Raw genomic sequence first — 19,601 nt, 5'->3', positions numbered from 1 at the left:
CGCCTGCGTGACGATACTTGTCCCGATGACTTCAGCCACCCCGCCACGACGACTGCGCGTCGCGGTCGTCGAGGACCAGCCGCTGTTCCGCTCGATGCTCGAGCGGTCGTTCGCCGACGCCGGCGGCTTCGAGGTCGTCACGTCCCTCGGCTCCGCGGTCGAGGCGCGCGCCGTGCTGACGCCGGGCGTCGTGGACGTCGTCGTGCTCGACATCGACCTGCCCGACGGCAACGGCATCGCGCTCGGCGTGACGCTGCGCCGCTCGCAGCCGTCGCTGGGCGTCCTGCTGCTGTCGGCGCACGACGCGATGGACCTGCTGCTCGACCTGCCGCGCGACGTCGCGCACGGCTGGGGCTACCTGTCGAAGACGTCGACGACGAGCGAGGCGACGCTGCTGCACGCGGTGCGCGCGGCGGCCGCGGGCGAGACGGTCCTGGACCCCGCACTGCTCGAGCGTGTCGCGCCGCGGGCCGGGTCGAGCGTCGCGCGCCTCACGCAGCGCCAGTACACCGTGCTGCGGCTGCTGGCGCAGGGCCTGTCGAACGCGGGGATCGCGGCGCAGCTCGGCATCACCGAGAAGTCGGTGCAGAACCACGTCTACGCGGTCTACACGACCCTCGGCATCGACACCGACCCCGCACGCAACCCGCGGGTGAGTGCGGCTCTGCGGCTGCTCGAGGAGACCGGCCCCGCCCTCTGAGCGCGCGACGGGCGGCCCGCCGCGCGGCGCCGGCGTCCGTGGCGTGCGAGCCTGGTGCGGCACATCGTCGAGGACTCGAGGAGGACGTCGTGGTGCTGATCGGCGCGCACGTGCGCGGGGACGACCCGGTGGCGGAGGCGCAGCGCGTCGGCGCACGGGCCGTGCAGGTGTTCCTGGCCGACCCGCAGGGCTGGAAGAAGCCCGTGCGCCGCCCCGACGCGGACGCGCTCGTCGCCTCGGGCCTGGGGATCTACGCGCACGCGCCGTACCTCGTGAACGTCGCGTCGACCAACAACCGCATCCGCATCCCGAGCCGGAACATGATCGCGCAGCACACCGCCGCGGCGGCCGAGCTGGGCGCGCGCGGGCTGGTCGTGCACGGCGGGCACGTGGGCGACGGCGACGACGTCGCGGTCGGGTTCGACAACTGGCGCAAGACGTTCGAGCGCGCGACGTTCCCCGTGCGCGTGCTGGTCGAGAACACCGCGGGCGGCGAGAACGCGTGCGCGCGCACGCTCGACCGCTGGGCCATGCTGTGGGACGCGATCGGCGGCTACGACGTCGGCGTGTGCCTGGACACGTGCCACGCGTGGGCGGCCGGCGAGGACCTCGAGACGATCGTCGAGCGGCTCACCGCGATCACGGGCCGCATCGACCTCGTGCACGCCAACTCCTCGCGCGACCCGCACGGGTCCAGCCGCGACCGGCACGCGTCGTTCGCCGACGGCACGATCCCGCCCGAGCTGATCGCGCACGTCGTGCGCGAGGCGGGCTGCGACGTGGTCGTCGAGACGCCCGCCGAGGGTCAGGCCGACGACGTGGCGTTCCTGCGCGAGGCGCTCGGCGCCTGAGCGGCACCAGGACGGCGGCACCCTCGACATCGAGGGTGCCGCCGCGCAGGAGCCTGCAGACCGGATCAGACAGTGAACGACGTGATCGAAGAGCAGCTCGAGTAGCCCGAAGACGTGTTGCACACGTAGATCTGCACCTTGTTGCCGCTCTGTGCAACATAGCTGATGGTCTGACTCTTGGTGCTATTGCAGCCGTCACCATTGGCGACCGGATACCAGTTCGAGTTCGCGACCTTGACATAGGTCGTGGGACCACGACCGTCGCAGCTACCGTCGTACGCGGAAGCCCGCGGCAGCTGCCCAGCATTGGCACTCACACACCCCGTCGCACCACCATCGGGTGAAGTGACACATACGGTTTGGGCCGCTGCGGGGGTCTGCAGAAGAGCAACACCCCCTGTTGCCAGCACGACCGCCATGATCGCGCGATGAGTCTTCCTCACGAAACTGCCCCCTTATTCTCGCCTGAACACCTGACGTTGCGCCCGGAGCAGGACGAGCACAGAAAGCGCTCGCGTCCACTCCAACATGAACGCCCATGAACCGTAGCGCACACGCCGCGATGCCGACAAGCATGTTTCTCCGCGCAGATGAGAACGAGCGAGGTCCGCATACGTCCGACAGAGCCCCTCGGGGTGAGACGTGCCGACGCCGCCGCCACCCGATCCGGAAGCATCGACGACGAAACGTCGCCAGAACTCATGCGAGGCCCACCGGACCTCGCACGTCGCGCGGCGTTCTGCAGGTAACCGTTACAAACTCAGAGGGATATCCCGTCCTCATCTATCCCCCTGCCACCGCGGTATCGGGCACAGCGCGGGGCACGGCGGTCGGGTCTTGCACATCGCCCGAGCACTTGAGGCACAACCGCCGGTCCAGCCCACTGCGCAGGAGGGTCGCCCTGCGGACAGGGCGGTCAGCGACGCACTCGCGGCGGGCGACAGCCGCGACGACCACAGGCGATTCGCCAGCCGATACCCCGAGCGAAGTCTGAGCCGCCTGTCGGACTCGAACCGACAACCTACGCATTACAAGGGCGTTGCGCTACCAATTGCGCCAAGGCGGCACGGCCCAGTCGGGCTGCAAGACCCCCGTCCGGTGCCGTTCACATACCCCTACAGTGTCTCACCTCGACCACGTGATCGAGTCATGCGTCCGGAGCCGTCTTGCCGAGTCGTCAGGGACCACGATGGGACGCGCGCGGGCGCCCGCCCCCGACGAAGGGACGGGCGCCCGCGGCGACGGTCAGCCCTTGGCGGCGACGGCCTGGTTAATCGCCTCGGTCAGAGCTCCGGTCGTGTACAGGTCCGTCTCCCACTTCACACCGTCGATGAGGACGGTCGGAGTCCCAAGGGTCGGGAGGTCGGTCTGCGCCTGCTGCGTGGTCGCGGCCACGAACGGCGCGTACGTGCGCCACGTGCCGTCGCGCGACTCGGTCTCGGAGTCGGACGTCGCGACCTCGTAGGAGCCGTCGACGGTCGCCGTGAACTGGTCGACCACGGACTGCGGGACGCCGACGCCCAGGGCGATCTCGGCGATCTCGGCGTCCTTGAGGCCGTTCGTGTTCTCCTCGGGCTGGTTGTCCTCGGTGTACAGCGCGCTGACGAAGTCGACGTAGTGCTCGGGGTCCTGCGCGGCGACCACGGCGGCCGCGTTGGCGGTGCGCGTCGAGTAGAACGTGCCGCGCGAGGCGCCGTCGAGGAACGAGATGTTCTTGTAGACGACGGTCACGCCGCCCGCCTCGGCGAGACGCTCGAGCTCGGCGCCGTTCGCGCGGTCGAACATGCCGCAGTAGGGGCACATGAAGTCGAAGTAGACCTGGACCTCGACGTCGTCGGGCACGGCCGTGCCGACGCCCTCGGAGCTGACCGGCACGCCGCCCGCGTCGTCGGCCACGTCGGGCCGCTCGACGTCGGCGAGCGCGGGCACGACGGTGTTGGCGGTGCCGCCGGCGTAGACGACGTCGCCGTAGGCCTCGGCGTTGGCCTGGCCCTGGCGGACGATGCCGAAGACGATCGCGCCGAGCACGACGACGGCGGTGACGAGGCCGCCGATGGCGATGAGCCGGGTGCGCTTGGCCTTGCGCTCCTGCTCCTGACGCATGGCGAGGGCCTTGGCGCGCGCCTCGTCGCGGCGCTGCGCCTTGGAGGGACGGGGGTCGTTCGTGGGCATGGGTGCTCCTGGGTGGGGCCGGCGGACCGGCGGGGACGTGCGGGCGGGCGCTGCTCAGCGCGCCGGCGGTCCTCGGTGCGGCCGGGCCGGGTCGAGCACGCGCCCCGCGGGGACCCGCACCGCGACGTCGGCGACGACGCGCACGCGCGCCGGCACGACGACCGGTGCGACCGGCGTCCGCGCGACGAGCCGCGCCGCGAGCAGCGCACGCGCGGTGGCGGCGCCACGCCGGGCGGCGGCGCCCAGGCTGAGCCCGCACGCCGCGAGCAGCACGTGCGCGGCCAGCACGGGCAGCGCCACGCTGAGCAGCACGACGGCGCCCTGCGACGTCGCGCCCAGCCCGACCGCGCCCTCGGGGCACTCGGCGGCCGAGCGCAGCACCGCCAGGCGCATGCCGAGCGCCGCGAGCGGGCCCTCGGCCGCGAGGCACTGGTGCAGCAGCACGCGCCCCTGCACGCCCAGCACGACGGACGCGACCGACAGCAGCACGCCGAGCAGGCCCAGCAGGTGGGCACGCGCGGCGGAGGGGGTCGCCCCTCGCACCGCCCGCGTCACACGCACGGGCCCAGGGTAGGCGTACGCGCGGGCGCGGGTCACGCCGTTCGGCTCACGGGTTCGGCAGGACAGGCGGCTCGGACAGCGGCCACCAGCCGATCGGCCGCGCGTCGACCAGGCCGTCGAACAGCAGCAGCGCGCCGACCAGCGCGAGCACGACGACCACGAGCGCACCCACGGGGCCGGGCGCGACGAGCGCGAGCGTGCGGCGCGCGCCCGTGCGCGTCATGCGCGACAGCGGGCCCCACCACACGAACCCGACGAGCACGAGGGTGAGCGCCGCGACGACCAGCCGCGCCGTCGTGCCCTGCGGGGGCTCGCCGCCCGGCGAGCCGCCGATCTCCCACCGCCCCGAGCCCAGCAGCCACCAGCCGATCCCGCCGACGATCGTCACGACCGCCCCGCCGACCAGCAGCGGGGGCAGCACCGCGAGCCCGGCGCGCAGCAGGTACCAGGGCAGCGCCGTGACGGCCAGCGGCACGTCGGAGCGGCGCACGCCGCGGCGCTCGCGGCGCGTGTGCATGGTCTCGACCGCGAGCCCGACGGTGCGCACGAGCACCGCGAGCACCACGACGACGAGCAGCGTCACGAACGGCTGGAGCATCGCGGCGAGCACCACCACGAGGCCGATCGCGAGCATCGACCCCCAGCGACGACGCGCCGGCGGGCGGACGTACCAGGGGCCGTCGTCGGCGGCGTCGGGGTCCGGCGCGAGGTCGTCGCCGAGCCACCGCTCGTCGCCGTCCTGCCAGTCGCCGTCCTGCCCGTCCTCGTCCTGCCAGTCCTCCTGCCAGGCGTCGGCGGCGGACGGCGGGACCGTCGGGGGCAGCGCTGTCGTCCGGTGCGGGTCGTCGTCGCCGACCGGCACGGCAACGGTGCGCCCGTCGTTGACGGGCACCGCCGCGGAGGCCACGGCGGCTCCGGCGCCGAGCGCCGTGGTCGGCTGCACGTCCCGCGGCGACGACGCGACGTGCTCGGTCGCGAGGTCGTCCTCGTCCGGGCCGTCCCCCTCGTCCTCGTCGAGGTCGTCCGGGTCGACGACGGTCGTCGCGACGTCATCGGCGCCGCCCGCGGGCAGCACGACCGTCGCGACGGCGCCCGGCGGCAGGTCGCCCTCGGCGGCCACGGCGCGCAGGGCCGCGACGACGTCCTCGGGGTCGGTCCGCTCGGCGGGCTCGGGGCGCAGCGCGCCCGCGATCGCAGCTGCGGTCAGCGGGCCGACGTCGGCGAGGTCCGCGTCGCCCGAGCGCGCGCGCGCCAGGACGGCCTCGACGGGCCGGGAGCCGAACGGGTCGCGGCCCGTCGCGGCGAACGCGAGCAGCGCGGCCCAGCCCCACATGTCCGTCGCCGGGCTCGGGTCGCCGCCGTCGAGCAGCTCGGGCGCGAGGTAGCCCGGCGTCCCCAGCACGAGCCCCGCGGTCGTGAGGTTCGCTTCGTCGTCGACGCCCTGCGCAAGCCCGAAGTCGATGAGCACCGGGCCGTCGTCGGTGAGCAGCACGTTCGACGGCTTGAGGTCGCGGTGCACGACGCCCGCCGCGTGCACGGCCGCGAGCGCGGCCCGCAGGCCCTCGGCGAGCGCGACGAGGTCGTCGGCGTCGAGCGGCCCGCGCTCGCGCACGTGCTTGGTCAGCGTGTCCCCGGCGACGAGCTCCGTCACGAGGAACGCCTCGGTGGAGTCCGCCTCGGCGTCGAGCACGGCCGCGACCGCGGGGTGCCGCAGCCGCTGCAGCGCGGCGACCTCGCGCAGCAGTCGCGCGCGCACCGTCGCGTCCGACCCGACGTGCGGGTGCAGCAGCTTGAGCGCGACGGCCGTGCCGCCGCCGTCGACCGCGCGGTACACGGTCCCCATGCCGCCGGAACCGAGCGGGGCCACCACGGTGTACCCGCCGATCTCCGACCCCGGCGTCAGACCGATCCGCTCCATGCCCGGCAACCTAGCCGGTCACGGGCCCGGACGGGTCCTGCCCGTCCCCGAGCGTGTCACCCATAGGACGACTAGGGTCATGGCGAACCTCGAGGAGTTGATGTCGTTGCCCACCGACACCCCGCAGGACGGCTACGACCTGGTCGTCGTCGCGAACCGGCTGCCCGTCGACGTGAGCCTGGACGACGACGGCGCGCCGAGCTGGACCCGCTCCCCCGGCGGCCTGGTCACGGCGCTCGCGCCCGTGATGGCGAAGGCCGACGGCGCGTGGGTCGGATGGGGCGGGTCGCCCGGCCTGGAGCTCGACCCGTTCGACGTGGACGGCACGCAGCTCGTGCCCGTGACGCTCACGTCCGACGACGTCGAGCGCTACTACGAGGGCTTCTCGAACGACACGCTGTGGCCCCTGTACCACGACGTGATCGCGCCGCCCACGTTCCACCGGCAGTGGTGGGACGCGTACCAGCGCGTCAACCGGCGGTTCGCCGAGGCCGCCGCGCGCGACGCGTCGCCGGGCGCGACCGTGTGGGTGCACGACTACCAGCTCCAGCTCGTCCCGGCGTACCTGCGCGAGCTGCGGCCCGACCTGCGGATCGGCTACTTCCACCACATCCCGTTCCCGCCGCTCGAGATCTTCGCGCAGCTGCCGTGGCGGCGGCAGGTCGTCGAGGGGCTGCTCGGCGCGGACCTGCTGGGCTTCCAGCGCGCGGGCGACGCCGCGAACTTCGTGCGCGTCGTGCGCCGCGTCACCGACCTGACGACCCGCGGCCAGACCATCACCGTCGACGAGGGCACCGACGCGCAGCGCGTCGTGCGGGCGGCCGCGTTCCCGATCTCGATCGACTCGCGCGCGTTCGACGCGCTGGCGCGCACGCCCGAGGTGCAGGAGCGTGCGCGGGAGATCCGCCGCGAGCTCGGCGACCCCGAGCACCTGCTGCTGGGCGTCGACCGCCTCGACTACACCAAGGGCATCCGGCACCGCATCAAGGCGTACGGCGAGCTCCTCGAGGACGGCCGGCTGTCCCCCACCGACACCGTGCTCGTGCAGGTCGCGAGCCCGAGCCGCGAGAACGTCGGCGCCTACCAGCAGCTGCGCGACGAGGTCGAGCTGCTCGTGGGCCGCATCAACGGCGACCACGGGCAGGTCGGGCACACGCCCGTGCAGTACCTGCACCAGTCGTTCCCGATGGAGGAGATGGCGGCGCTGTACCTCGCTGCCGACGTCATGCTCGTCACCGCGCTGCGCGACGGCATGAACCTCGTGGCCAAGGAGTACGTGGCGGCACGGTCCGACGACCGCGGCGCGCTCGTGCTCAGCGAGTTCACGGGCGCCGCCGACGAGCTGAGCGGCGCCGTGCTCGTCAACCCGCACGACATCGACGGCATGAAGGACAGGATCGTCGCCGCCGTGCACCTCGACGCGCGCGAGTCCCGCAAGCGCATGCGCCAGCTGCGGCGGCGCGTCCTGAGCCACGACGTCGCGGCGTGGTCCGACGAGTTCCTCGCGGCGCTGACCGCGATGCCCGGGAGCAGCCGTGGCTGACACGACCACCGACCCCACCACCGACCTCACGGCCCGTCTCACGGCGCTCGCCGCGGACCCGGCGGCGCGCCCGCTGCTCGTCGCGCTCGACTTCGACGGCACGCTCGCACCGCTGCAGGACGACCCGTCGGCGTCGCGCATCCTGCCCGCGGGCGTCGAGGTCCTCGCGGCGCTCGCCGCGCTCGACGGCGTCGTGCTGGCCCTCGTCTCGGGGCGCGCCATGGGCGACCTGCACGCGCTCGCGCAGGTCCCGCCGGGCACGTACCTCATCGGCAGCCACGGCGCCGAGCGCGCCCGCGTCACGCAGTTCGGGCTGGACCGGGACGTCGTCGAGCTGACGCACGAGCAGGCCGACCGGCTCGCGGCGCTCGGCGCGCGCACGGCCGCGGTCGCGCGCGGGCGTGACGGCGTGTGGGTCGAGACCAAGCCGACGGCCGTCGTGGTGCACACGCGCCTGGCCGAGCGCGACGTCGCGGACGCCGCCGAGGCCGAGGCCGTCGCGCTCGGCGGCGAGCTGGGCGTGGGCACGATGCACGGCAAGGACGTCGTCGAGCTGTCGGTGCTGCCGGCGGACAAGGGCACGGCGCTGCAGGCGCTGCGCCACGAGCTCGGCGCACCGGTCGTGCTGTACGCCGGCGACGACGTGACCGACGAGCACGCGTTCGCGGCGCTCGACGCCGACGACGTGACGGTCAAGGTCGGCCCGGGCGACACCGTCGCGCGCTTCCGCGTGGCCGACCCGGAGGCCGCCGTCGCGGCCCTCGCGACGTTGCGCGACGCGCTCGTCTGACCCGTGCCCGCCGGGCCTACGGTCCCGCCGGCCGGCCCCGTGACCTGTGCCATACTGGCGCCGCGACCGAGGACGGTCTTGACCGTCCTCGATCCGTGTCAGCGGAGACACAGAGGGCTCGGCAGGCCCGCGTACCCCCGCGGACCTGCGTTGACACTCTTCACGACGGATCGTCCGGCACGTACCTGCCGGTGAAGGGATTGGCACAGCCATGGCTACGGTCACGTTCGACCACGCGACCCGGATCTACCCGGGAACGGAGCGCCCCGCGGTGGACGCGCTCAACCTGCACATCGAGGACGGCGAGTTCCTCGTCCTCGTCGGCCCCTCGGGCTGCGGCAAGTCGACCTCGCTCCGCATGCTCGCGGGCCTCGAGGACGTCAACGCCGGGCGCATCCTCATCGGCGACCGCGACGTCACCGACGTGCAGCCCAAGGACCGCGACATCGCGATGGTCTTCCAGAACTACGCCCTGTACCCCCACATGACCGTGGCGGACAACATGGGCTTCGCGCTCAAGATCGCCGGCACCCCCAAGGCCGAGATCCGCACGCGCGTCGAGGAGGCCGCGAAGATCCTCGACCTCACCCAGTACCTGGACCGCAAGCCGAAGGCCCTCTCGGGTGGTCAGCGTCAGCGCGTCGCCATGGGCCGCGCGATCGTCCGCTCGCCCCAGGTCTTCCTCATGGACGAGCCGCTGTCGAACCTCGACGCCAAGCTCCGCGTCCAGACCCGTACGCAGATCGCGTCGCTCACGCGCCGCCTCGGCGTCACGACCGTCTACGTCACGCACGACCAGGTCGAGGCCCTGACCATGGGCGACCGCATCGCGGTCCTCAAGGACGGCATCCTCCAGCAGGTCGACACGCCGCGTGCGCTGTACGACACGCCCGCCAACGTGTTCGTCGCCGGCTTCATCGGCTCGCCCGCCATGAACATCGGCACGTTCCCCGTGCTCGAGGGTGCGGCGTCCGTCGGCTCGTCGCGTCTCGCGCTGCCGCGCGAGGTCGTCGGCCGCCTCACGGACGACGACAAGGGCCACATCACGGTCGGCTTCCGCCCCGAGTCGCTCGACACGGTGCCGCAGGGCACGCAGGACTCGTTCCCGGTCGTCGTGAACCTCGTCGAGGAGCTCGGCTCGGACGCGTACGTGTACGGCGCGCTCACCAACGAGTTCGGTGCGGCCGCCGCGGTGCACTCGGGCGCCGGCGACGCGCAGATCATCGTGCGCGTCGACCCCCGCTCGGTCCCGAAGATCGGCGACACGATCTACGTCCGGATCCGCCCGAACGAGCAGCACCTGTTCCACGCGGGCTCCGGCGAGCGCATCGCCTGACACCCAGCACCACACGCACCGAGGCGGGTCCGGTCGACCGGGCCCGCCTCGGGCGTTCCACGCGACCGTCACGGTCCCCGCACGGACCCCGCCGCCCCACCTGAGAGGATCGAGCCATGAGCGGAACGGCGCAGCGCCTGCAGATCACGGCGGCGAACCCGGACCCCGCGCTGCTCGACCTGCCGTGGGACGTGCCGCTCGAGGACTGGCCCACCGAGATGCTCGCGGCCCTGCCGCGCGGCATCTCGCGGCACATCGTGCGGTTCGCGCGGCTCTCGGGGCGGGTCATCGCGATCAAGGAGATCGGCGAGACCGTCGCGTACCGCGAGTACGAGCTGCTGCGCCAGCTGCGCAAGCTCGAGGTGCCGAGCGTCGAGCCCGTCGGCGTCATCACGGGTCGCCGCTCGCCCGACGGCGAGCCGCTCGAGGCCGTGCTCATCACGCAGCACCTGCAGTTCTCGCTGCCGTACCGCGCGCTGTTCAGCCAGGCGCTGCGACCCGACACCGCGACGCGCCTCATCGACGCGCTCGCCGTGCTGCTGGTCCGCCTGCACCTCGCGGGCTTCTACTGGGGCGACGTGTCGCTGTCGAACACGCTGTTCCGCCGCGACGCCGAGACGTTCGCCGCGTACCTCGTGGACGCCGAGACCGGCGACCTGCACGACCGGCTCAGCCCGGGGCAGCGCGCGTACGACCTCGAGGTCGCGCGCGTCAACATCATCGGCGAGCTCATGGACCTGCAGGCCGGCGAGTTCCTCGACGAGGACGAGGACGTCGTCGCGATCGGCGAGGCGCTCGTGGTCCGGTACGACGAGCTGTGGCGCGCGCTCACCGAGGTCGAGGCGTTCGGCTACGGCGAGCGCTGGCGCGTGCAGGCACGCATCGACCGGCTCAACGACCTCGGCTTCGACGTCGGCGAGCTCGACATCACGACCGACCTCGACGGCACGACCGTCCGCATCCAGCCCAAGGTCGTCGACGCCGGGCACCACTCGCGTCGCCTCATGCGCCTGACGGGCCTCGACGTGCAGGAGAACCAGGCCCGCCGCCTGCTCAACGACCTCGACGAGTACCGCGCCGCGACCGACCGGCAGGCCGACGACGAGGCGTTCGTCGCGCACGACTGGCTGACGGACATCTTCGAGCCCGCGGTGCGCAGCGTGCCGCGCGAGCTGCGCCGCAAGCTCGAGCCCGCGCAGATCTACCACGAGCTGCTCGACCACCGGTGGTACCTGTCGCAGCAGGAGGACCGCGACGTGCCGATGACGGAGGTCGCCGCGAGCTACGTGCGGCACATCCTGCCGAGCCGGCCCGACGAGCAGGCCGTCCTGGGCACGCGCGCCGAGGACCTGCGCGACGGCGAGACGGGCGAGACCCCGCGCGTCGACGACGATCTGGACCCCGACCGGCTCATCGGCTGACGCCGGCCGGGGCGGGGCGCGTCAGGCGCGCTGGCGCGCGACCTCGTACAGCGCGATCCCGGCGGCGACGCCCGCGTTGAGCGACTCGACGGCCGACGCGATGGGGATCGACGCGATCGCGTCGCACTGCTCGCGCACGAGCCGCGACAGGCCCTTGCCCTCGGAGCCGACGACGAGCACGAGCGGGTCCGTCGCGAACGGCAGCTCACCCAGCGGCACGTCGCCGCCCGCGTCGAGGCCGACGACGAACACGCCCGCGGCGCGCAGGTCCTGCAGCGCGCGCGTCAGGTTGGTCGCGCGTGCGACGGGCACGCGCGCGGCGGCACCGGCCGACACCTTCCACGCCGACGCGGTCACACCGGCCGCGCGCCGCTCGGGCACGAGCACGCCGTGCGCACCGAACGCCCCCGCCGAGCGCAGGACCGCGCCGAGGTTGCGCGGGTCGGTCACGCCGTCGAGCGCGACGATCAGCGGCGCGGTCTGCGACGCCTCCGCGGTGTCGAGCAGGTCGTCGGGGTCGAGGTACTCGTACGGCGGCACCTGGATCGCGACGCCCTGGTGGACCGCGCCGTCGGTGAGCCGGTCGAGCTCGGCGCGGCTGACCTCGAGCAGCGGGTACCCCGCGTCCGCGGCGATCGACACGATCTCCTTGGTGCGGTCGTCCGCCTCGAGCCGCGACGCGACGTAGACGGTCGACACCGGGATCCCGGCGCGGAGCGCCTCGAGGACCGAGTTGCGCCCGCCCACGATCTCGTGGGTCGAGGACGTCCGGCCGCCCTTGCGCCCGGCGGCCGAGCGGGCGGCACCCGCCGACGGTCGTCCGGACGTCCCACGCCCACCTGTCGCGCCCTTCTCGGCCGCGACCTTGCGCTTGTGCGCCACGTGGTACGGGCGGTCCTCGGCCTTGGGCGTGGGCCCCTTGCCCTCGAGCGCGCGGCGGCTGTGCCCGCCCGTCCCGACGCGTGCGCCCTTCTTGGTCCCCGCCTTGCGGGTCGCGCCGCGGCGCTGCGAGTTGCCGGCCATCAGTCCTCCGTCGTGTCGGTCACGGGTGCCGCGAGCGTCCAGCGCGCACCCGTCGGTGAGTCCTCGACGACGACGCCCGCCGCCGTCAGCCGGTCGCGGATCGCGTCGGCGGCGGCCCAGTCGCGCGCGGCACGGGCCGCGGCGCGCGCGTCGAGCTCGGCGCGCACGAGCGCGTCGAGGGCGCGCGCCGTGCGGTCGTCGCCGCCGGTGGTGGCCCACTGCGGCGACCCGGGGTCGAGACCCAGCACGTCGAGCATGCCCCGCAGCGCGACCATCGCGTCGCGCGCGGCGGCGTCGTCGCCCGCGGCGAGCGCGGTGTTGCCCGCCCGCAGGGTCTCGTGCACGACCGCGAGCGCGGCCGGCACGTTGAGGTCGTCGTCGAGCGCGGCGCCGAAGGCCGCGGGCAGCGCCGCGGTCGCGACCTCCGCGGCCGGCACGGCCCCGACCCGCTCGGTCGCGCGCTGCACGAACCCGGCCAGGCGGTCCCACGTGGCGGCCGCCTCGGTGAGCGTGTCGTCCGTCCACTCGAGCATCGAGCGGTACTGCACGGCGGTCAGCGCGTACCGGACCACCGCCGCAGGCGCCTTCTCGAGCACGGCGCTGACCAGCAGCCCGTTGCCCAGGGACTTGCTCATCTTGGCGCCACCCTGCGTGACCCAGCCGTTGTGCAGCCAGTGGCGCGCGAACCCGTAGCCGGCCGCCCGGGACTGCGCCTGCTCGTTCTCGTGGTGCGGGAACCGCAGGTCCAGGCCGCCGCCGTGGATGTCGAACGTCTCGCCGAGGTAGCGGTGCGCCATCGCCGAGCACTCGAGGTGCCAGCCGGGGCGGCCGCGGCCGAAGGGCGTGTCCCACGCCGCGGTCGCGGGCTCGCCGGGCTTCGGCGCCTTCCACAGCGCGAAGTCGTGCGGGTCGCGCTTGCCGGAGCCCGCGTCGTCCGGCACGTCGGTCATGTCGTCGACGCGCTGGTTGGTCAGCGAGCCGTAGTCCGACCACGACCGCACGTCGAAGTACACGTCGCCCGGACCCGCCACGTACGCGTGCCCGCGCTCGACGAGCCGCTCCATGAGCGCGAGCATCGCCGGCACGTGCCCGGTGGCGCGCGGCTCGTAGTCGGGCGGCAGGACGCCGAGCGCGTCGTACGCGGACGTGAAGGCGCGCTCGTTGGTCAGCGCCCACGCCCACCACTCGTGCCCGGCCGCGGCGGCCTTGGCGAGGATCTTGTCGTCGATGTCGGTGACGTTGCGGACCAGCGTCACGCGCTGCCCCTGCCGCCGCAGCCACCGCACGAGCACGTCGAACGCGACGGCGGAGCGCACGTGCCCCACGTGCGGTGGTGACTGCACCGTGGCACCGCACAGGTAGATGCCGACCCGGCCCTCGACGAGGGGGACGAAGTCACGCACCGCCTGGGTGCCGCTGTCGAACAGCCGCAGAGTCACCCGCCCAGGCTACCGGCGCGGGACCCCCGCGACCGACCCGGACCTGCGCGGCGACGTCAGCCGACGCAGACGCCCTCGCCCCGGTAGGTGGGGACGGTGGCCGCCACGCGGTCGCCGCGCACCAGGTGGACCTCGGCGAACCGCTCCATGACCTCGCCGGCCTTGGCGTGCCGGAACCACACGCGGTCGCCGACGCGCAGGTCCGCACGGGCGGGCACCCGGAGCGGGGTCTGGACCTCGCCGGCCCCCTCGCGCGGCGCGAGGCGCAGCCCCTCGGGCCACACGGGCCGCGGCAGGCGCGTCGGCGTCGCCGGGCCGGACGCGACGTAGCCGCCGCCGAAGACGGTGGCCCAGCCGTCGCCCGGGATGCGCACGACGTCGAGACCCACGTACGCGGCGGGCCGCGGGCGGAACGCGCGGTACCCGTCGAAGAGCGTGGGCACGAACAGCCCCGAACCGGCCGTCACCTCGGTGACCGCCGGGGCCGACGCGCTCACCTCGATCGAGCCCGTGCCGCCGGAGTTCACGAGCGCGAGCGGCCGGCCGAGCGCGTCGGTGACCGCGTCGACGACGGCGGCGCGCCGCACGGCGAGCTCGCGCACCGACGCGGCCTTGACGAGCCGGACCGCGAGCGACGTGTCGGGCAGGCCTGCCACCTGGGCCTCGTAGAACATGACGCCGCGCACCTCGAGCCCGCCGCGGGCCTGCACGGCGGTGGCGAGCGCGGCGGCCTGCGCCGGGGTGCGGACCGGCGAGCGACGCACGCCGAGGTGCACGGCGAGCGGCCCGCGCCCCACGCGCAGGGACGCGTCGACGTCGAGGCACACGCGCAGCGTCCGGTCGTGGCGGCGCGCGGCGGACGCGAGCAGGTCAGCCTGCGCGGTGTCGTCGACCATGAACGTCACGGCGGCAGCGGCGTCGGCGTCGGCCGCGATCGCGTCGATCGCGACGGTGTCGACCGTGGGGTAGCCGAGCAGGACGTCCCGGACGCCGCGGCCGACGAGCCAGCGCGCCTCGGCGGCCGCGTACGCCATCACGCCCGCGAACCCGGGGCGGGCGAGCACCTGCTCGAGCACGTGCCGGACCCGCACGGACTTGCTGGCGACGCGGACGGGCACGCCGCCCGCGCGCCGCACGACGTCGGCGGCGTTGGCCTCGAGCGCGTCGAGGTCGACCACCACGAGCGGCCCCGGACGCCCCGTCGTCGCGGCGTCGAGGCGCTGCCCCACGGTGCGTCCCGCCGGGTCGGCGCCACCGCCGGACGGGGCGGGGGCGGCGGCCGGGGGACGCACGGGGGTCGACGTCATGCCAGGGACGCTACCCCTGACGGTGCGACGGGCGACGGGAGGCGGGGTGTGTCGGCGTCGCTCTCGGGCGCGTCGCGCGTCTCGCCGAGCAGCGCGGACTCGTCGACCGGCACCGCGAGCGTCGCGAGGTGCTCGGCGAACAGCCGCAGGCCCTGGTACCCGGCGTCGTCGTCACCGTCGACGAGCCACGCGAGCGAGAACCCGTCGACCGCCGCGATGATCGACCGCGCGATGAGGTGCCGCGGCACGCGCCACACGATGCTGCCTGCGCGCTCGACCTCCTCGAGGAAGTGCTCGGCGACCGCCCAGCTGTACGTGTACTGGTCGACGCCGACCTGGCGGAGCTCGGGGTGCCGCAGCGACGTCGTCGTCAGCTCGTACGTGAGCAGCTGGGGGCCGCGCGTCGCGCGGATGTTGGCCCACACCGTGTCGAGGACGCCCACGATGAGGTCCGAGACGGGCGCGGACTCGGGCATCTCCGCCTCGCCGCGCGCGGTGTTGCGCAGCGTGATGGTGTGCGCCATCGCGCGCAGCAGCTCGTCCTTGTCACGGAAGCAGTAGTGGACGACCCCGAGCGAGACACCTGCCTCGGCGGCGACGGCGCGGACGGTCGCACCGTCGACCCCGTCACGGCACGCGACGACCAGCGCCGCCTCGATGAGCTGCTCGCGTCGCTCGGCGACCGGTAGACGGTTCATGGTTCCTCCTCGCGGCGACGACCGGCGCACCCCCCCCGGGCGCCGTGACGTCACTCTTCCCGAGGATAATCTCATCGGCCGTCATGACGTTAGTCAAGGGTCTCACACACTTGACTTGGACGGCCGCCCAATCCCATGCTCGCAGGATGGGGGGACACGCGCCCGGCAGCACCGGGCCGGAGCGCTGGCGCAACTGGGCGCGCACCGAGAGCGCCGTGCCGCGGCGGGTCACCCGGCCGCGCGACCTGGACGAGCTGGTCGCCGAGGTCGTCGCCGCCACCGCGTCGGGCGAGCGGCTGCGCGCCGTGGGCGCGGGGCACTCGTTCTCGGGCGCCGCCGTGACCGACGGCGTCCACGTGCACCTCGACGCGCTGGCCCGGTTCGAGCGCGTCACGCCACGGCCCGACGGCACCACGCACGTGACCGTGGGCGCAGGCATGCGCCTGCACGCCCTCAACCGCGGGCTCGCCGCCCGCGGCCTGGCGATGCGCAACCTCGGCGACATCGACCGCCAGTCGGTCGCGGGCGCGATCAGCACCGGCACGCACGGCACGGGCGCGCGTCTCGGCGGGCTCCCGACGCAGGTCGTCGGGCTGCGCGTCGTGACGGCCGCGGGCGACGTGGTCGAGGCGTCGCGCACGCACGAGCCGGAGCTGTTCGAGCTCGCGCGGCTCGGGCTGGGCACGGCGGGGGTGCTCGCGGCCGTCACGCTCGAGGTTGTGCCGGCGTACCGGCTGCTGGCGCGCGAGGAGGCCATGCCGCTGCCCGCGGTGCTCGAGGGGCTCGACGACCTGGTCGACGGGCACGACCACTTCGAGTTCTTCTGGTTCCCGCACACGGCGACGACGCTCACCAAGCGCAACGACGTCACGGACGACGTCGACCGCCCCCTGCCGACGTGGCGCCACGTGCTCGACGACGAGCTGCTCGCGAACGTGGCGTTCGGCGCCGCGCAGGAGGTCGCGACCCGCAGCCGGCGCCTGACGCCGGCCCTCAACCGGTTCCAGACCGCGGGGCTGCCGCCACGCACGTACACCGCCGCGTCGCACGAGGTGCTCGTGTCGCCGCGGCGCGTCCGGTTCCGGGAGGCCGAGTACGCCGTGCCCCGCGAGTCCGTGCGGGACGTCGTGCACGAGCTCGCGGCGTGGTTCCGTGCGACCGGGGCGCACGTGCCCTTCCCGCTCGAGGTGCGGTTCGCGGCCGCGGACGACGTGTGGCTGTCGACGGCGCACGGCCGCGAGACGGCCTACGTCGCGGTCCAGCAGTACCACCGGCTGCCGCACCGCCGGTACTTCGACGCGGCCGAGCGGATCGTCGCGGCCGTCGGCGGGCGCCCGCACTGGGGCAAGATGCACGGGCTCGACCACGGGACGCTCGCGTCGCTGTACCCGCGGCTGGCGGACGCGAACCGGGTCCGCGCGCGCGTCGACCCGGCGGGGACGTTCCGCAACGCGTACGTCGACCGCGTGCTCGGCCCCGCGCACTGACCGCGCACCCCGCGGGGGGGATCAGCCTCCGACGCGGGGCAGCGCACCCGTGACGGGCGGCCACACCGGCGGCAGGTCCGTCGGCGGCTCGAGCGCGACCGTGGGGCGCGCGCGCTCGTCGACCTGCTGGAGGCCCGCGAACGTGGCGCGGAGGGTCTCGAGCGAGACCCGGTCGCGCTGCCGCACCGGCAGCCCGGGGACGCGCTGGGGCAGACCGCGCGGACCGAGCGCCGGCACGGTGCTGCCGGGTGCGGGCGCGGCGGTGCGCCCGTCGTCCGTCGATGGCACTGTCACGGCGTCGGACCGTACCGGTGATTCGCCCGGTTCGCGACGAGCCCCGCGACCCCTGCCGCACCACGGCCGGGGTCCGCGCGCCGAGGTTCACCCGCCCGGGTGGAAGCGTGTCCACATCCTGACACCGCGGTCAGGACGTGGACGCGGCGACGTCCGCGGCGAGCGCTCGCAGCTCGGTGAGCACGCGCTGCACCGCGACCCGGCGCGCACGGTCCGGGCGCAGCAGCACCTCGACCAGGCGACCCGCGCGCACGTCGCGCAGCGGCAGCAGCCGCAGCCCGGAACCCGGCCCCGCGCGCGTCGTGAAGCGCGGCAGCAGGCTCACGCCGTGCCCCGCGGCGACGAGCGCCTCGACGACGTGGAAGTCGTTGATGCGGTGCACGACCCGCGGCTCGACGCCCGTGCGCACGGTCAGCTCGTCGAGGACGCGCGCGACCGGGAACCCCTCCCGCACGGCGATCCAGGGCAGGTCGACCAGGTCCCCGGGTGCGACCGACCCGCCGGCCGCCAGCGGGTGGTCGGACGGCACGGCCACATCGAGCGGCTCGCGCAGGAGCGGCTCGACCACGACGTCGGCCCCCCACCCGACGCCGCCGTCGGGCCGGTGCGCGACCACGAGGTCGAACCGGTCGGTCAACGCGACGAACCGGTCCTGCGCGACGTCCTCGTCCGCGCACTCGACCGTCACTCCCCCGAGCGCGGCGACGCGGCCCAGGAGGCCCGGGAGGAGCAGCTCGGCGCCGCTCGAGAACGCGCTGACGGTCACGGTCCCGCCGGGGCTCGCCACGAACGCGTCGCACGCGGCACGCGCGCGCTCGAGCGCGACGGCGACGTCGAGAGCGGCGTCCGCGAGCGCGTGGCCCGCGGGGGTGAGGCGCACGCCGCGACCCGCGCGCTCCGTGAGGGCGACGCCGACCTCGCGCTGCAGCGTCGCGAGCTGCTGGGACACGGCGGACGGCGTGAGGTGCCGCACCGCCGCGGCCGCGGTGACGCCGCCGTGCGCGCGCACCGCCCGCAGCGTCGAGAGAGCGGACGGATCCATGCAGTGACGCTACATCGTCGCTGCAGGTCTTTTCGATGGTGCTGCACGGTCGAGCCCCGCAGACTCGACCGCGTGCCGCTCCGTCACCGCCTGCTCGCCGCCCTCGTCGCCGTCACCTGGGGCCTCAACTTCGTCGCGATCCACCTCTCGCTCCAGCAGTTCCCGCCGTTCCTGCTCGTGGCGCTGCGGTTCGCGGTCATCGCCGTCCCCACGGTCCTGCTGGTCCCCCGGCCGCGCGTCGCGTGGCGCTGGGTGCTGGGCTACGGGCTCGGCTTCGGCGTGCTGCAGTTCCTGTTCCTCTACCTCGCCATGGACACCGGCATGCCGACCGGTCTCGCGTCGCTCGTGCTGCAGTCCTCGGCGCCGTTCACCGTGCTCCTGGCGGCCGCGCTGCTGCGCGAGCGCCTCAGCCCGCGGCAGGGCCTGGGCGTCTTGGTCGCCGTGCTGGGGCTCGGCGGCATCGCGGTGCACCGCGCCGGGCTGGACGGCGGCGCGACCCTGCTGCCCGTCGTCCTCACGCTCTGCGGCGGCCTCGGCTGGGCGCTCGGCAACCTCGCCAACCGCCAGGCCCGCACCGACGCGCCCTTCCGCCTCGTGCTGTGGATGTCGGTCGTGCCCCCGCTGCCGATGCTCGCGGTCTCGCTCCTGGTCGAGGGCCCGGACGCCGTGGCCGCGTCGTTCCGGGGCCTCACGTCGCCCACCGGACTCGCCGCCCTCGGCGGCCTCGCGTACACCGTGCTCGTCGCGACGCTCGTCGGCACGGGCCTGTGGACGTGGCTCATGACGCGCCACCCGTCGAGCGTCGTCGCACCGTTCTCGATGCTCGTCCCCGTCGTCGGGATCGCGGCGTCGTGGCTCGTGCTGCGCGAGGCCGTGCCGCCCGTCGAGCTCGCGCTCGGCGCCGTCGTGGTCGGCGGCGTGCTGCTCGGGTCGGCGCCCGCGCGTCGCCGTCCCGCACCGCAGGACGCGCCCGCGCCGGTCCCGGCGGTCACCGCCGGCTAGCGGGCGGCGCCCGCGGG

General features: G+C 74.5%; 17 protein-coding genes and 1 tRNA gene. 8 read left to right on the top strand and 10 right to left on the bottom strand.

Annotated elements, in window-relative coordinates; all coding sequences use genetic code 11:
* The first annotated feature begins 25 nt into the window (after positions 1-25).
* Positions 26-700 (top strand): response regulator, encoded by a 675-nt coding sequence (locus CS2_RS03355; protein WP_070318880.1) that lies wholly within the window; start codon positions 26-28, stop codon positions 698-700.
* A gap of 89 nt (positions 701-789) precedes the next feature.
* Positions 790-1,551 (top strand): deoxyribonuclease IV, encoded by a 762-nt coding sequence (locus CS2_RS03350; protein WP_174524290.1) that lies wholly within the window; start codon positions 790-792, stop codon positions 1,549-1,551.
* Positions 1,552-2,544: 993 nt separating this feature from the next.
* On the opposite strand, the gene CS2_RS03345 is transcribed toward CS2_RS03350, so the two are convergent.
* From CS2_RS03345 to CS2_RS03330, 4 genes are all read right to left on the bottom strand, one after another.
* Positions 2,545-2,617: transfer RNA gene (locus CS2_RS03345), tRNA-Thr, on the bottom strand.
* 179 nt (positions 2,618-2,796) lie between these two features.
* On the bottom strand, positions 2,797-3,723 hold the full coding sequence (locus tag CS2_RS03340; protein ID WP_070318879.1) for a DsbA family protein: 927 nt from the start codon (positions 3,721-3,723) through the stop codon (positions 2,797-2,799).
* Between the two features lie 54 nt (positions 3,724-3,777).
* On the bottom strand, positions 3,778-4,284 hold the full coding sequence (locus CS2_RS03335) for a hypothetical protein (RefSeq protein WP_134852226.1): 507 nt from the start codon (positions 4,282-4,284) through the stop codon (positions 3,778-3,780).
* Positions 4,285-4,330: 46 nt separating this feature from the next.
* On the bottom strand, positions 4,331-6,202 hold the full coding sequence (locus CS2_RS03330) for a serine/threonine-protein kinase (RefSeq protein ID WP_070318877.1): 1,872 nt from the start codon (positions 6,200-6,202) through the stop codon (positions 4,331-4,333).
* Between the two features lie 79 nt (positions 6,203-6,281).
* Here CS2_RS03330 and CS2_RS03325 point away from each other — a divergent pair, with 79 nt between their 5' ends.
* From CS2_RS03325 to CS2_RS03310, 4 genes are all read left to right on the top strand, one after another.
* Positions 6,282-7,745, top strand: coding sequence for an alpha,alpha-trehalose-phosphate synthase (UDP-forming) (locus CS2_RS03325; RefSeq protein WP_169798619.1), 1,464 nt, complete (start codon positions 6,282-6,284; stop codon positions 7,743-7,745).
* On the top strand, positions 7,738-8,535 hold the full coding sequence (gene otsB, locus CS2_RS03320; protein ID WP_070318876.1) for a trehalose-phosphatase: 798 nt from the start codon (positions 7,738-7,740) through the stop codon (positions 8,533-8,535). The genes CS2_RS03325 and otsB overlap by 8 nt, the downstream gene beginning before the upstream one ends.
* A gap of 211 nt (positions 8,536-8,746) precedes the next feature.
* A complete protein-coding gene (locus CS2_RS03315; RefSeq protein ID WP_046530085.1) occupies positions 8,747-9,871 on the top strand; it encodes an ABC transporter ATP-binding protein in 1,125 nt (374 codons plus the stop codon).
* A gap of 116 nt (positions 9,872-9,987) precedes the next feature.
* Positions 9,988-11,292 (top strand): DUF4032 domain-containing protein, encoded by a 1,305-nt coding sequence (locus CS2_RS03310; RefSeq protein ID WP_046530084.1) that lies wholly within the window; start codon positions 9,988-9,990, stop codon positions 11,290-11,292.
* Positions 11,293-11,313: 21 nt separating this feature from the next.
* On the opposite strand, the gene rlmB is transcribed toward CS2_RS03310, so the two are convergent.
* The 4 genes from rlmB to CS2_RS03290 are packed head-to-tail and all read right to left on the bottom strand — an operon-like array spanning position 11,314 to position 15,759.
* The gene (gene rlmB / locus CS2_RS03305; protein WP_070318875.1) at positions 11,314-12,315 is read right to left on the bottom strand and encodes a 23S rRNA (guanosine(2251)-2'-O)-methyltransferase RlmB; all 1,002 of its coding nucleotides are present in this window, start codon (positions 12,313-12,315) and stop codon (positions 11,314-11,316) included.
* Positions 12,315-13,754, bottom strand: a complete 1,440-nt coding sequence (gene cysS / locus CS2_RS03300; protein ID WP_070318874.1) for a cysteine--tRNA ligase — start codon at positions 13,752-13,754, stop codon at positions 12,315-12,317. The genes rlmB and cysS overlap by 1 nt, the downstream gene beginning before the upstream one ends.
* 56 nt (positions 13,755-13,810) lie before the next feature.
* The gene (locus CS2_RS03295) at positions 13,811-15,061 is read right to left on the bottom strand and encodes an alanine racemase (RefSeq protein ID WP_082739759.1); all 1,251 of its coding nucleotides are present in this window, start codon (positions 15,059-15,061) and stop codon (positions 13,811-13,813) included.
* Positions 15,058-15,759, bottom strand: a complete 702-nt coding sequence (locus CS2_RS03290) for a TetR/AcrR family transcriptional regulator (protein WP_070318873.1) — start codon at positions 15,757-15,759, stop codon at positions 15,058-15,060. Before CS2_RS03290 ends, CS2_RS03295 begins: the two co-directional genes overlap by 4 nt.
* Before the next feature lie 146 nt (positions 15,760-15,905).
* Here CS2_RS03290 and CS2_RS03285 point away from each other — a divergent pair, with 146 nt between their 5' ends.
* Positions 15,906-17,246: a D-arabinono-1,4-lactone oxidase gene (locus CS2_RS03285; RefSeq protein WP_070318872.1), complete on the top strand. Its 1,341-nt coding sequence runs from the start codon at positions 15,906-15,908 to the stop codon at positions 17,244-17,246.
* A gap of 21 nt (positions 17,247-17,267) precedes the next feature.
* On the opposite strand, the gene CS2_RS03280 is transcribed toward CS2_RS03285, so the two are convergent.
* Positions 17,268-17,540 (bottom strand): hypothetical protein, encoded by a 273-nt coding sequence (locus CS2_RS03280; RefSeq protein ID WP_134852220.1) that lies wholly within the window; start codon positions 17,538-17,540, stop codon positions 17,268-17,270.
* A 130-nt stretch (positions 17,541-17,670) separates the two neighbouring features.
* The gene (locus CS2_RS03275) at positions 17,671-18,582 is read right to left on the bottom strand and encodes a LysR family transcriptional regulator (RefSeq protein WP_070318870.1); all 912 of its coding nucleotides are present in this window, start codon (positions 18,580-18,582) and stop codon (positions 17,671-17,673) included.
* Between the two features lie 72 nt (positions 18,583-18,654).
* Between CS2_RS03275 and CS2_RS03270 the strand changes: the two genes are divergently transcribed.
* Positions 18,655-19,584: an EamA family transporter gene (locus CS2_RS03270; RefSeq protein ID WP_070318869.1), complete on the top strand. Its 930-nt coding sequence runs from the start codon at positions 18,655-18,657 to the stop codon at positions 19,582-19,584.
* The last annotated feature ends 17 nt before the right edge of the window (positions 19,585-19,601 follow it).

Source organism: Cellulomonas iranensis NBRC 101100 = JCM 18110, from assembly GCF_001552375.1.
GTDB lineage: Bacteria > Actinomycetota > Actinomycetes > Actinomycetales > Cellulomonadaceae > Cellulomonas > Cellulomonas iranensis.
The sequence above is the reverse complement of the archived record's forward strand: the minus strand, read 5'-3'. Positions and strand labels throughout refer to the sequence as shown.

Bases quoted from the DNA above. Each gene is read 5' to 3' on its own strand.
- CS2_RS03355 (WP_070318880.1), top strand. From the start codon at position 26: ATGACTTCAGCCACCCCGCCACGACGACTGCGCGTCGCGGTCGTCGAG.
- CS2_RS03340 (WP_070318879.1), bottom strand. From the start codon at position 3,723: ATGCCCACGAACGACCCCCGTCCCTCCAAGGCGCAGCGCCGCGACGAG.
- CS2_RS03330 (WP_070318877.1), bottom strand. From the start codon at position 6,202: ATGGAGCGGATCGGTCTGACGCCGGGGTCGGAGATCGGCGGGTACACC.
- CS2_RS03325 (WP_169798619.1), top strand. From the start codon at position 6,282: ATGGCGAACCTCGAGGAGTTGATGTCGTTGCCCACCGACACCCCGCAG.
- CS2_RS03315 (WP_046530085.1), top strand. From the start codon at position 8,747: ATGGCTACGGTCACGTTCGACCACGCGACCCGGATCTACCCGGGAACG.
- CS2_RS03310 (WP_046530084.1), top strand. From the start codon at position 9,988: ATGAGCGGAACGGCGCAGCGCCTGCAGATCACGGCGGCGAACCCGGAC.
- rlmB (WP_070318875.1), bottom strand. From the start codon at position 12,315: ATGGCCGGCAACTCGCAGCGCCGCGGCGCGACCCGCAAGGCGGGGACC.
- CS2_RS03295 (WP_082739759.1), bottom strand. From the start codon at position 15,061: ATGACGTCGACCCCCGTGCGTCCCCCGGCCGCCGCCCCCGCCCCGTCC.
- CS2_RS03290 (WP_070318873.1), bottom strand. From the start codon at position 15,759: ATGAACCGTCTACCGGTCGCCGAGCGACGCGAGCAGCTCATCGAGGCG.
- CS2_RS03285 (WP_070318872.1), top strand. From the start codon at position 15,906: ATGGGGGGACACGCGCCCGGCAGCACCGGGCCGGAGCGCTGGCGCAAC.
- CS2_RS03275 (WP_070318870.1), bottom strand. From the start codon at position 18,582: ATGGATCCGTCCGCTCTCTCGACGCTGCGGGCGGTGCGCGCGCACGGC.